Raw genomic sequence first — 13,142 nt, 5'->3', positions numbered from 1 at the left:
CGTACATTACACCTTGAGAACATTCTACCTATTGCCTAAAAATCCGAGGTTTCCATAAACGAATAATCAAACCATAAATAAAGAATCCACCGAGCAAACCACCTAAATGGGCCATCCAGCTGACGTTTGCAACCACAACGGAAAAAATGATACCGAACAGCAACAACGTATACAACGTTTTGCGAGAAGTCTCGTCCATTATGTTCCGTTGGAACAGCGCTATGTAGAGAAACGCACCATAGACGGCATAGATCGCGCCAGACGCCCCTAACAAAATGGTAAGCTCACCAATCGATTTGTACCATGCAATGGCCAGAATGTTCCCTACTACACCTCCCGCTAGATACAATACGCCATATCTCACAGACCCAAGCAATCGCTCTAAAGGAGGAGCAAATACAATGAGCGCAAAACTGTTGAACAACAGATGGTCAAAACCCCCATGAAGGAACATCGCTGTTACATAACGCCACCACTCGTTCACGTACGCGCCGTCATTAATCAATGCTCCAAAATGAAACAAAGTCGGAACACTTCTAGCCCCACCATTAAGCGTTACTACGATAAACATAACAACATTCGCAATTAAAAGAATCGACGTCAAAGGGAAGAACTTCAAATAATCTTTCCAATTTTCATAACGGATAAATATCATAGATTTTCACTTTCACTCCACCCTGTTAAAATCAGACTTTTCTCTTGAATCCATCACAATGAAACATGCCCGGATTGGACAATGTCTTTCATAAAAGATTATAATGGATTTTGGCACGGATCACCAATTTATAAGGAGGAACATTATTTATGACACAAGAACGTAAAGGCGCAGCCACATTTAAAGGCAACCCTATCACATTGATCGGACCTGAATTGAAAGTGGGCGATCAAGCACCTGACTTCACTGTGAGCAAAAACTTGATTGAAGATGCATCTCTGAAAGACTTCGCAGGCAAGATTAAATTAATCAGCGTTGTTCCTTCCCTGGACACTGGCGTATGTGATGCTCAGACTCGCCGCTTCAATGTTGAGGCAGCTGAACTCGGTGAGAATGTTGTTGTTCTGACCGTCAGCGTAGACCTTCCATTTGCACAGGAACGTTGGTGCGGTGCGGCTGGTGTTGACCGCGTGGTTACCCTTTCCGACTACAAAACACGCTCTTTCGGCGAAAACTACGGCGTTCTAATCAAAGAATTCCAACTGGACATGCGCTCCATTTTTGTCCTGGATGCCGAAGACAAAATTACATATGTGGAGTACCTGCCTGAAATGACAGACTCCCCTAACTTCGAGCAAGCCATTGCTGCGGTAAAAGCTTTGCTGTAAAACCAATTGCGTCATTGCAGAATAAAAGCGAGGAAGGTCATCCTTCTCTCGCTTTTTATTATTTCATCATTTATTTCACTCATTCGCCTTATACTTGCCGAGCTTTTTATCAAGTACGGAGAACAAGTGCATAATCGTACGATAGTTGGAACCGAGATCTCCCAATGAACCGCGGGAAGCAGAGTACATATCTACTGCACTTCGTACAGGACTCACCGAAATAATGGAAACCGTAATATCCATTGTACGACCAAACGTCGTGCGTTTTTCCAATATAATCTCGCCTACAGAATGCACTTCATGCAGTACTTTATACCCCGGAATTTTTTTAAGTGTCGAAGATACTTCTTCCCAGGCTTTTTCTTTGGATAAATTGTAATAGCGTGTTTTTAATTTGGGATCCTTGGCTCGATCGCTGGTCCCCTCCATACTTCGGATGATACCGACGAGCGTTCTCTTTAAGGTCAAGACCCTTCCTCCTTTGAGTGTAACCGTTCCATTATGTATTCTAGTGTAACATTGTTCAAGTAGTAACAAAAGGGTAAGCATCATATTTAACAAAAATACTAGGATCAACAATAACCAGAATTAAATCATTCATTATACCCACCCAAAAATCAACATAAAAACACCCTGGCTTCCTCATAAAAAAGGAAAAGTCAGGGTGCTGTACATTGTAAGATGAGAAACCCGCCTATGCCGTCCGGCTACATTGTCTTATGAACCTGCTTGGCAGGTGGGTGACTGCAAAAATGCATTTGAAGTCCCCATGTCGTATAGACAGGGCTTTTCAGCAACACTTTGTATTAATCTCCCGAAGACATCATCATTGGTTCAAAACAACGAATAACCGAAACGTACATCGCAGGATGTACACTTATTATATCCCTAACTTTGTAAAAAGTAAATGCCATACAGACATGTTTTATTTTTGCTGTGTAAACTCTTTATTTTCAGTAGGTTCAGAACGCTGTGCTTCGTCCTGTTCTCCTGATTTTTCAGCCAAAGCAGCTGCCTCTTCTTCCTCTTTCTGCAATTGGATCTTTTGCATCTGCTCCTGCATTTTGTTGTAGGTTGCATAGAAGTTAAAGAACGCAAACCAAGCCACGATGCTCATGATGAAAAAGATAAACAGCACCGGGTAACGCAATCCGATATAGAACAGCAACCCGCTTCCCAGTAATGTGGAGAATACACGGAAAGGTCGAATCAGCGTTAACAGAACTGCATTTTTGATAATAAGGCCGATCGACATATGGTAATGTACAACCATTGAGAAGAAGTTAAACAAGGATACAAACAACAATAACAACAACACAAGCATAATAATGCCAACCAGCTGCATGTTACGGAACTGCGTCATATAAACCGTATAGTCCAGATACATGATTGCGAACAGCAGAGTGTAAAAAATACCCCCGATTAAACTTTGTTTGTAGTTTTCCTTGTAACCTGTAAAGAATGTACGGAAGATCGGCACATCCGTATCTCCCATATTCCATTTACGAACAACCGTGAACAAAGCTGAGGTCGCCGGAAACAGTGTAAGCGGTGCCACAATGGCTATAGCCCAGTTCATTTGTAATGATTCGTTCGCGAGATTCTGTTGCATGACGAGCAGCTTCATAATCATGAAAAACAAGAACGGTGAAGAACAGATCGCCCACAAGAGATTGCTTGCGGCCAGTCTTGTAATCCATTCTGTCAGCCGGTAAAGCCCGCCCATAGCTCCTTTAAATTCCAAACATTTCTCCTCCTCCGCACCTTGCGTCTAACCTGAATTCTAATATTAATATACCTTATTATATATAGGAAAAGCCAGCACTTCCCGAAAGTAGATCACTTTAGGCAAGCCTGATCGTTCTAATAAATGGAAAGTTTATGTATTTTTACAAAGTAAAAAGGATGGAGCAGCTTCCTGCCCCATCCTCATTAAATGTTACACTTATTCGAAAGAGTTGTCTCTAGCCGGACGACGTCCTTCATTATTGCTTGGACGCGGTTTGCGATCACGGTTGTAGCCGCCTTCTCTGCTTCCGCTTCCACCACTGCTGTTGCGGTCACGATTGTAACCGCCACGTCCACCACCACTGCTGTTGCGATCACGGTTATAACCACCACCGCCACTGCTACGGTTACCGCTGTAACCTGATGGCTTGCGTCCGCCAGAACGAACATCTGGTCTACGACGTTTAGCACGGATTGGATCTTCAGGAGTCAGATCAACCTGAGCATCTTTTTTGTCGCCTGTCAGGAGTTTCAAAGCTGCGGACAACAATTGTACGGAATCATATTGCTCCAGCATTTGAATGGCAATACCTTTGTATTCGTTCAACTCGCCGGATTGCACAATCTCCAGGAGACGTTCAGCCGTTACGCGTTGTTTTCCTTCAACCGCTTCTGCCATCGTAGGCAACGGTTTACGCGGAATACGGTGACGTGTTACACGCTCGATGAAGTGCAAGTGATCAATCTCACGCGGAGTTACGAAAGACCATGCCGCACCCTCTTTACCCGCACGACCTGTACGGCCAATACGGTGAACATAACTTTCCGGATCTTGCGGAAGGTCAAAGTTTACAACGTGTGTTACGCCAGATACGTCGAGACCACGCGCTGCCACGTCTGTTGCAACGAGTACATCGATGCTGCCATCACGGAACTTACGCATTACCGTATCACGTTGGTTCTGAGACAAGTCACCATGCAAACCATCAGCGGAATATCCACGTTTTTGCAAAGCTTCAGCCAATTCGTCAACACGACGCTTTGTACGTCCAAACACGATTGCCAGTTCTGGGGATTCCATATCCAGCAAACGGCTAAGAGCTTCGAATTTTTGACGCTCAGGTACTTCAATATAAGCCTGATCAATCAACGGAGCGCTGACTTGTTTAGGAATAACAGAAACGTGTTCTGGATTAGTCAAGAATTGTTGAGCCAATTTTTGAATGTTAGGAGGCATTGTTGCAGAGAACAGCATCGTTTGACGGTCGTCTGGAACTTGTTTCAGGATCGATTGAATATCCTCCATGAAACCCATGTCGAGCATTTCATCTGCTTCGTCCAATACAACAGTTTGTACATCATCAAGTTTGATTGTTTTGCGGTTGATGTGGTCAAGGAGACGTCCTGGTGTACCGATGATAATCTGTGGTTTTCTTTTCAATGCACGAATCTGGCGTACGATATCTTGTCCGCCGTAGATTGGCAGGGAGCGTAGACCTTTGAAGCGAGTAAGTTTTTCGATCTCTTCAGCGACTTGGATCGCAAGTTCACGTGTAGGTGCCATAATGAGGGCGCGGATTTTATCATCCGTTTTGGAGATTTTGCTGATCAACGGGATACCGAATGCTGCGGTTTTACCCGTACCTGTTTGAGCTTGACCGATCAAATCTCTACCTTCAAGCGCAATTGGAATTGATTTGGATTGAATCGGTGTTGCTTCTTCAAACCCGAGCTCAGTGATGGCTTGCAACACCAGTGGTTCAAGATTGAAATCTGAGAAATTTAAATTTGTCAAAATTATTCATACTCCTTTTATATGGTGGACATGGTGGACAATCCACTTTGTTGTCTGTATTCTTAAGTAGCGTTAATATTTATAGGGTATCCCAACGGGACGAATTATTTTCACGAACGAACATAATTCCATGAATGGGTCCCCAACATAAGACTAAAACTACAATCACGTGTTTGAAACATTTCAAATTTTAGCTTTCGATTTGGGAAAAGTTTCCTACTCAAGAATATCCACAAATCATTATATCATAAAACTATTCAAGATTACCAGCAATCTGGTTTTAAATAAAAATGAGGTGATTAAATTGCCCAAAATAATTTGGCACTCTTTGGTGATCATTTTGGGTGCTGCAGCAATTGCTTGCGGCTTTAACTGGTTTTTGGTACCCCATCAGCTTCTGAGCGGTGGAGTATCCGGTATTTCCATGCTTTTAGGTTATTTTACCAATTTGAATCTTAGTATAATGTATTTTGTTCTTAACATCCCTCTGCTCATTGCAGGTTGGTTTATTCTTGGACGACGTTTCATTATATTGAGTATTGTGTCGGTAGCAGCCACTTCCTGGTTTATTGGACTGCTGCCTGTTTCTGCTGTAGCGACCGATCCACTTCTAAGCTGTGTCTTCGGCGGGGTGCTGGTTGGAATAGGTACAGGTGTCTCCTTTAGAGTCGGTGGCTCTACTGGAGGCTTGGATATTGTCGGTTCCATTTTCACTAGAAATCGTGATTTCCCGATCGGCACTGTCATGGCGGGTATGAACGGAGCGATCATTTTGCTCGCGGGTTACCTGAATAATAACTGGAACATCGCGTTGGCCTCCATGGTTTCGATCTATGTTACAGGTAAAGTGCTGGATCTCATCCATATCAGTCACGTCAAGGTTACGCTCTACATCATCACCAATGAAACCGAAGCGATGCTGAAAAAACTGCTGACCCGTCCTCGTGGCGTCACAAAAATTAAAACGCAAGGGGCATATACCGACATTGAAAAGGATATGTTAATGACTGTGACTACCCGTTACGAACTGGTTGAGATCAAACGCATCATCAAAGAAACCGATCCAAAAGCATTTGTTAACATCGTGGAGACCGTAGGCGTGATGGGCTCATTCCGCCGCAGTTAGACATCCGCCCGTTAACAATTCGCAAGTTTGTGGTATAATAATGGTGCACCGCTCTTAAATATGTTGTAAGCAGGTTCTGACCTTTACTTTTCACAAAGCCATATGCTTTCCCGATTCGCGCCGAATGACTTACCATTTTGGAATTCGAGTAGGAAAGGGTGATTATTGTGGATATGGAAACGGTAAAACTGTTTGAGATTGTCAACAAATGGTGCCCTGAAATGCTCCCTTTCTTAAAACCGAATGAACTCGACTCACTGATTGTTCTCCGGGATGGGCTGGGCATCCTGGAACAGGGAGATGCAATGGAAATCATTCAGTACAGTATTTGTGAGCATCAGAATGATGTGTATATTCAATAATTTTTTTCAGATCGTTTACGCCGCTTCTTGACGAGGTATTCCTCAGTCAGGGAGCGGTTTTCATTTTCCCCACATGTTTCATAAAAGGATTAATATGGTTAAAAGCACGGAGGCTTTGCTGTATAATTCAAGTATGGAACGTACATAAAGGGAGTGGAAAAGGATGAACATACTATGGGCCTTGTTCGCAATGGCCTTGGGGAGTTTTGGAGGAACGTCGGTAGCTTCGGATCTAAGTCATAGCAATAATAGTCAGTTTGCCTCGTTAAGCAACAGTTTTAACACGGCCGTTATCCAATCACAAAAAGAACAAGTCGCCGTTGATGCTGACAATCCCCCTGCCAAAGTCGATCCGCAACCCGATGCTCCTGTTGTTAAAGGCATATACGTCACAGCGTACAGTGCTGGTGGCGAAAGAATGGCACAACTGCTCGAACTGACCGATCAGACAGAACTAAATGCTATGGTTATTGATATCAAGGATGATCTCGGGTATATCACATATCCGTCCACAAACAAAGCAGTGAAACAAATGGGCGAAGCAAAACCTTTTATTCGGGATATCAATGCCTTGATGAAACGATTAGAGAAACACAAGGTGTATCCTATCGCACGGGTCGTTGTATTTAAGGACACCATTCTAGCAAAAAAGAACCCCGAACTATCCTTTCGTAATAAGGACGGCTCTGTATGGGCCAACGGTAAAGGAGACAGTTTCGTGAACCCTTACAGCAAAGAGGTATGGGAATACAATATTGAAATTGCCAAAGAAGCGGCGAAACTCGGTTTCAAGGAAATTCAGTTTGACTACGTTCGCTTTCCCGAGGGATTCGAAACACGTGCAGATACATTGAAGTACACACAGACCGATCAATCACGCGTTGACGTTGTCGCCGAATTTGTGCAATACGCACGTAAAGAGCTCGCACCTCTTGGTGTCCGAGTTTCGGTAGATATTTTTGGATATGCAGCCTCTGTGCCGGCAGCCGAAGGTATTGGTCAGGATTTTGTGAAAATATCGAAAAACGTGGATGTCATCTCGCCTATGGTCTATCCAAGTCATTATTCTACCGGCTGGTATGGTGTGAAGGACCCTGACAAAGACCCCTACACAACAATTAAAGGTTCTATGAAAGATACACATAAGAAGCTGGAACCTACTAAAGAACTCAAACCGATCATTCGGCCATGGATTCAGGATTTTACCGCAAGCTGGCTGGGTAGCGGACATTATATCAAATACGGCAAGAAGCAGGTCGAAGATCAGATTAAGGCGATGAAAGAAATGAATGTCGATGAATATTTGCTATGGAATGCATCCAATCGCTATACTCCTGGCGCGCAATACAAATAACTTCATTTGCACTTATAGAATTTTATTCGTTCGAATTCACCTGACCGCAGATTTGGTCATGAACTCCATAATCTCGAGCCTCGTCCCGTTTAAAGCGGGAGCGAGGTTTTTTTTATTTTAATATTCTGAATATTTGTTAAGGTACTATGCTCCTGCTTCATGCCCCTTTCTCCAGTTGCACTGTTCAAATTCGTAAAAATCCTCTAGAATTAATAGCTGTCTGATATGACATCAGCATGATAACGATATAGATCGCGAGGCACCTTAAGTGAATATGAACACATCGAGCTTTCCGCAAAAAATCAAACAGTTCCTGATTATATTTTTGCCTATCTTCACCACTCAGATTGCGCTTTCGGCCATGTCGTTCTTCGATACGAATATGTCCGGCAAATTTTCACCAGCTGATCTGGCAGGAGTCGCTATAGGCACAAGCCTATGGATGCCCGTGCAGACCGGACTTAGCGGGATTTTAATGGGGATAACCCCCGTTGTCTCTCACCTGCTCGGTTCCAAGCAACACAATCAGATCGGACGTAGCGTCATTCAGGCGCTCTACCTGGGCATTGCTGTAGGTCTTATTGTGCTAGGAGCAGGCGCTTTATTGCTGAGTCCCATTTTAAACGCCATGCCTCTGGAGCCGCATGTTGCAAATGTAGCGTTTTATTTTCTGTGTGCGCTTGCTTTTGGCATTATGCCTCTGTTTGGATATACGGTTCTTCGCAGTTTTATGGATGCACTTGGGCAGACACGTGTTACCATGCTCATCACACTCGTCTCGCTACCCGTTAATATTTTACTGAACTATCTGCTCATTTTTGGGCGGTGGGGTTTCCCACAATTAGGTGGCGTCGGCGCAGGTGTAGCCACAGCATGTACATATTGGCTTATTTTTCTGATCAGCCTGTTTTTCGCCCATCGTATGGAGCCATTCGCCCAGTATTCTATTTTCCGTCAATGGTCACGGATCTCTCTCAGCAAATGGAAGGAACTCTTGACCATCGGTGTGCCGATCGGATTTGCAACCTTTTTTGAAACGTCTATCTTCGCTGCGGTCACCTTGCTGATGAGCCGATTCGATACGGTCACGATAGCGGCCCATCAGGCAGCACTGAATTTTGCTTCCACGCTGTATATGTTACCTGTGAGCATCTGTATGGCACTCACCATTCTGGTTGGTTATGAAAATGGTGCAGGCCGGCTTAAAGACGCCAAACAGTATAGTTTGCTCGGAATCGGGGGAGCTATTGGGCTTTCCCTGATTACAGCGATCATTTTGCTGGTGTTCGGAGAGTCGATTGCGAGAATTTACTCCAATGAACAGGAAGTAATCACACTAACGCAGCATTTTCTGATCTATGCGATTTTCTTCCAAATTTCCGACGCCATTGCTACGCCTACGCAAGGGGCATTGCGAGGATATAAAGATGTCAATCCTGCATTAATCATTACCTTTGTCGCTTATTGGATTATCGGTCTGCCCGTTGGTTATTTCACAGCAACTCATACTTCACTTGGCGCATTTGGTTATTGGATTGGTCTCATTGCCGGGCTGGCAGCGGGAGCCACAGCGCTGTTGTGGAGACTGTTCCGGGTGCAAAAGCAAGCTTCCCTTCAAGCATAAGCAAACTGCGTTATCCAAACATGTTTTCCCCGCGTAGATGAAGGAGAGCATATCCAATCAAAAAAGAGCACAACTCCGAATCATACGGAGTGTGCTTTTTTTGGATTTGAAAGGGTTTATTGAGACAAGCGTTGTGCAAGTTCATACGTTTCCATATCAAATGCTTTTTTCGTATTAACTACTTTATCGATATCCGTGAGAACCAGCTCACCTTTAATGATTCCACAGCCTTTATCCGTTTCGCCTGCAATCAAGCTACGCACTGCAAAATCGCCCAGACGACTTGCAAGGTTACGGTCGAACGGTGTTGGCGTACCACCACGTTGAATGTGTCCGAGAACGGTAACACGTGGCTCATACGTCGGGCAACGTTCCATCAATTCTTTAGCAACGTCTTCTCCCTTACCTACCCCTTCAGCTACGATAATGATACTGTGGCGTTTGCCATGTGCAAAGTTAGCTTTCATACGCTCCGCTACTTCGTCCATGTCAAAAGGTACTTCCGGCACCAGGATCGTCTCCGCTCCTGAAGCAAGTCCTGCATGAAGCGCGATATCACCGCAGTGACGGCCCATAACCTCAACGATTGATGAACGTTCATGGGAAGACATCGTGTCACGCAATTTGTTTACCGCATCAACCACGACGCTTACGGATGTATCAAATCCGATTGTATAATCGGTGAATGAGATATCATTGTCAATCGTACCTGGCAAACCCATCGTGTTAATGCCAAGCTTGCTCAGTTTGTTTGCGCCATTATATGAACCGTCTCCGCCAATAACAATGAGACCGTCAATACCGCGAGCGCGCAAAATATCTGCTCCTTTTTGCTGGCCTTCAGCGGTATAAAACTCTTTACAACGTGCAGATTGCAGAACAGTCCCCCCGCGCTGGATAATATCCCCAACACTGCGCAGATCCATCGGGAAAATGTCATTGTTCAAAAGCCCTTGGTATCCGCGTTGAATACCGAACACTTCCAATCCGTGAAATAGTCCGCTGCGAACAACCGCACGAACAGCCGCGTTCATCCCCTGTGAATCGCCACCGCTCGTTAGCACTGCGATTTTCTTTACTGCTGTCATGATGTTTCTTCCTCCTCTAGTTTCACTTCAGGCTCCGCAACAATACACCTGACTTACATATGCTTCCGTATCCACCGACTGAAAATGAAGAAAAACACACGTGTAATTGGACTGTTCTTCATCAAGCGTTTGGACACGACGCGAACTTCATGCTGTTCGCTGACTTTGGGATCAGACAGGTAAATGGCTATCAGTCCTTCAATAATCATCCGGTGAAAGGAACTTCCCGGAATCTTCTGCACATCACTGCGAGCCATCTCCACAATAAAAGCAATTCGATCCAGCATCATCTCTACATTCTCATAATAATTGCAGAAGTTGAGATCCCCACCAACACGATCCTCATCCTGATCGATCAAATAATCGAGCATGATGTGTAATGCACATACGTGAGGGAAATAGGCCGTGTGGATCGCAACCGCCTGCTCTTCGGTCAGCTGATCGTCACTTGCAGCGAGAAACAGCATAAATACACCCAGAGTAGAGCCCGTAGCAGCGGCGAATTCGTTCCAGCGAAACTGAGGTGTGCGGTGGCGATGCTCCGACCACCATTCGAGCAAAGCCGTTTCTCTCAGTTCCGGTTTGATGTGCTTATATACCTGCAGGTCCGTGTATAGGCCTGCCAGATCCTGTATTTGGGGCTTGGCTGACGCATATCCCGGAAGCTGACGAGTTAGCTCCTGACATGTCGTCACCAGATTCCGAAGGTACCCACCGTCATCCTGATCCTCACGGAGTGCATAATAATTGACTGGTCTTGCCTCGGGATCTACCGCATCAAGCATAGATTGATGGAGCAAACGAAAGTCAGCCGGGTCCATCGAGGTGCTGCGGTCACACAGATTGTCCAAATAATCACTTATGGTTTGATACGAAACGATTAGCGGAATGAGAATATGTCTATTGGACATATCCGCTAAAGCATAAACCGTTCCACCTTCACAGTGAAATTGCTTATCCCTTAGACTGGCAAGTGCTTGTGTACGTAATTCCTCATTGGGAATCATCTCTGCCTGAGCACGCCATGCATTCAATGCCTTACGCGTTTCCGGAATGGTGTATTTGTACACCCCTCTCATCAATGCCAGCGGTCCTCGCGGGTACTGATGACGTTTTCGATTTGATTGGCTCAAAATAAATGTGCCTCCACTTTGGTTGAATACGTATTAGAGCGATTTTAACCATTCCTATTATAATATGATCCCCTTAATTGTACAAATGATCTGCCGCATAAACCGCGTAAAAAATCGCATCCCCGTCCAAAGCTTTATGATATACTATGCATATTTCTATCCATCAAAGGAGTCGTTGACATGTCGTCAGATGAACCACTTTCGTGGAGACGGTTATTTTCTTTTTTTGTGCCACTTGGCATATCCGCCTCTCTAGTCACCATATCACACGTCATCATCAACAGCACGCTTGCACGCTCTGCTCATCCAGAGACGGTTATTGCAAGTTATGCCATTGCGGGAAGTTTGCTGACCCTCACGGAGCGTCCCTCCACTTTGCTGCGCCAAACCTGTTCCGCGCTGGTGCGTGACCGCCTCTCTTTTCAGGCTCTTACGTTCGTGACCAAAATATTTCTGGCTTGCGTGCTACTCATCGGATTTCTTATTGTGTACTCACCCGTTGGTACCAGTGTGTTCAAATATTTATTTGGCGTCAGCCCGGATCTGCTGAGCAAAGTGATCGACGTTTACGAGATCCTGATGTACATTAGTATTTTTTCTGTCATCCGGAATATTTATCAAGGCATTATCATCACGAACAACCGAACCAAATGGCTCACGATCGGCATGGTATTCAGGTTATCAGGTATGTATGGTTTATCCCTCTACTTCATCTATACAGACTCCATTAACAGTGGTCGTGTAGGCGCTATCATCTTTGCTGCGGGAATGATGATTGAAGCTCTTGTCAGCTACTTGGAAGGCAGAAACATTATGCGAAAAATGCCTGCCAAGCTTGAGGATCATCCTGTTGAGAGCAAGGGAGATGTGTATCGCTTTTACAAACCACTGTTATTATCCAGTTTTGTAGCCCTGTTTATCGGTCCTGTCATTAACATTGTGCTTGGTAAAACAACGGGAATCGCACTGGCTATCTCTTCTTTTGCTGTAGCGAGTAGTCTGATGCAGCTTATGTTAAGCTTTTTCACCTATATTCATCAGATCGTGCTCAACTTCTATCTGATAGATGCCAAACTCGTTAAGAAATTTGCGCTTGTTACAGGTTTCATTCCGTTCGCGATGACCGTATCCATTGCGTATACCCCTCTGGGACCTTGGGTATTCGAAAATATCATGAGCGTTCAGGGCCAGCTACTGGAGCAAAGTCTCTGGACACTTCGCGCTTTTGTGCTCTTTCCGCTGATCTCTCCTTTTTTGGATTTCAGCAATGGTTTGATTCTGCTTCGCGGACAGACCAAAACGATGTTTCGTTCGCAGAGCGCCAATGCGATTTGCACGATTATTGTTCTGCTCGTCTTGGTAAGCATTTTTCCCGCTTGGAACGGTATGATCGGGGCAGCCGCCCAATCCCTTGGTTTGCTTGCAGAGCTTGTTATTGTCTGGCTGGTCATCCGGCGCACGCAAAAGGAACCAACGATGTCTATACCGCCATCTCGCGGCTCTTCATCCCTGAAAGGCTAGTCCAATTGGGAACACAGTCATATCATATGATCTATGAAACAAATTATCAGAAGTCTAAATCACGAAATAATCTGAATTAGATTTAAGA

12 protein-coding genes and 1 other RNA gene are annotated in these 13,142 nt (G+C 44.7%); 6 read left to right on the top strand and 7 right to left on the bottom strand.

What is annotated here, in order from left to right:
* Positions 1–28: 28 nt before the first annotated feature.
* Complete coding sequence (locus Q9R46_RS05520) at positions 29–655, bottom strand: rhomboid family intramembrane serine protease (protein WP_311279234.1); 627 nt, start codon at positions 653–655, stop codon at positions 29–31.
* Between the two features lie 149 nt (positions 656–804).
* On the opposite strand from Q9R46_RS05520, the gene tpx reads away from it, so the two are divergent.
* Entirely contained in the window at positions 805–1,323 is a 519-nt protein-coding gene (gene tpx / locus Q9R46_RS05515) for a thiol peroxidase (protein WP_090924731.1), read from the top strand.
* Between the two features lie 75 nt (positions 1,324–1,398).
* Here the strand turns inward: tpx and Q9R46_RS05510 are convergent, their stop codons facing one another.
* From Q9R46_RS05510 to cshA, 4 genes are all read right to left on the bottom strand, one after another.
* The gene (locus tag Q9R46_RS05510; RefSeq protein ID WP_145329394.1) at positions 1,399–1,791 is read right to left on the bottom strand and encodes a DUF1499 domain-containing protein; all 393 of its coding nucleotides are present in this window, start codon (positions 1,789–1,791) and stop codon (positions 1,399–1,401) included.
* 215 nt (positions 1,792–2,006) lie between these two features.
* Positions 2,007–2,197, bottom strand: a non-coding RNA gene (gene ssrS, locus Q9R46_RS05505) — 6S RNA.
* Positions 2,198–2,248: 51 nt separating this feature from the next.
* Positions 2,249–3,067 carry a YesL family protein gene (locus Q9R46_RS05500; RefSeq protein ID WP_145329391.1) on the bottom strand — a complete coding sequence of 273 codons (819 nt, stop codon included), beginning with the start codon at positions 3,065–3,067 and terminating at the stop codon, positions 2,249–2,251.
* A 201-nt stretch (positions 3,068–3,268) separates the two neighbouring features.
* A complete protein-coding gene (gene cshA / locus Q9R46_RS05495) occupies positions 3,269–4,846 on the bottom strand; it encodes a degradosome RNA helicase CshA (RefSeq protein ID WP_311279233.1) in 1,578 nt (525 codons plus the stop codon).
* A gap of 304 nt (positions 4,847–5,150) precedes the next feature.
* On the opposite strand from cshA, the gene Q9R46_RS05490 reads away from it, so the two are divergent.
* From Q9R46_RS05490 to Q9R46_RS05475, 4 genes are all read left to right on the top strand, one after another.
* Positions 5,151–5,972: a YitT family protein gene (locus Q9R46_RS05490; protein ID WP_145329385.1), complete on the top strand. Its 822-nt coding sequence runs from the start codon at positions 5,151–5,153 to the stop codon at positions 5,970–5,972.
* Positions 5,973–6,145: 173 nt separating this feature from the next.
* Complete coding sequence (locus tag Q9R46_RS05485) at positions 6,146–6,334, top strand: hypothetical protein (protein WP_174812284.1); 189 nt, start codon at positions 6,146–6,148, stop codon at positions 6,332–6,334.
* A gap of 163 nt (positions 6,335–6,497) precedes the next feature.
* The gene (locus tag Q9R46_RS05480) at positions 6,498–7,688 is read left to right on the top strand and encodes a putative glycoside hydrolase (RefSeq protein WP_311279232.1); all 1,191 of its coding nucleotides are present in this window, start codon (positions 6,498–6,500) and stop codon (positions 7,686–7,688) included.
* A 274-nt stretch (positions 7,689–7,962) separates the two neighbouring features.
* Entirely contained in the window at positions 7,963–9,312 is a 1,350-nt protein-coding gene (locus tag Q9R46_RS05475) for an MATE family efflux transporter (RefSeq protein WP_311280954.1), read from the top strand.
* Positions 9,313–9,428: 116 nt separating this feature from the next.
* Here Q9R46_RS05475 and pfkA read toward each other — a convergent pair whose 3' ends face one another.
* Positions 9,429–10,400 carry a 6-phosphofructokinase gene (pfkA, locus tag Q9R46_RS05470; RefSeq protein WP_090924724.1) on the bottom strand — a complete coding sequence of 324 codons (972 nt, stop codon included), beginning with the start codon at positions 10,398–10,400 and terminating at the stop codon, positions 9,429–9,431.
* Between the two features lie 53 nt (positions 10,401–10,453).
* Positions 10,454–11,533, bottom strand: coding sequence for a tetraprenyl-beta-curcumene synthase family protein (locus tag Q9R46_RS05465; RefSeq protein ID WP_311279231.1), 1,080 nt, complete (start codon positions 11,531–11,533; stop codon positions 10,454–10,456).
* A gap of 180 nt (positions 11,534–11,713) precedes the next feature.
* On the opposite strand from Q9R46_RS05465, the gene Q9R46_RS05460 reads away from it, so the two are divergent.
* Entirely contained in the window at positions 11,714–13,054 is a 1,341-nt protein-coding gene (locus tag Q9R46_RS05460) for a polysaccharide biosynthesis protein (RefSeq protein WP_311279230.1), read from the top strand.
* Positions 13,055–13,142 lie beyond the last annotated feature (88 nt).

It is taken from the genome of Paenibacillus sp. RRE4 (assembly GCF_031844205.1).
Classification (GTDB): Bacteria; Bacillota; Bacilli; order Paenibacillales; family Paenibacillaceae; genus Paenibacillus; species Paenibacillus xylanexedens_B.
This window is presented reverse-complemented; position numbering and strand designations above follow the sequence as displayed.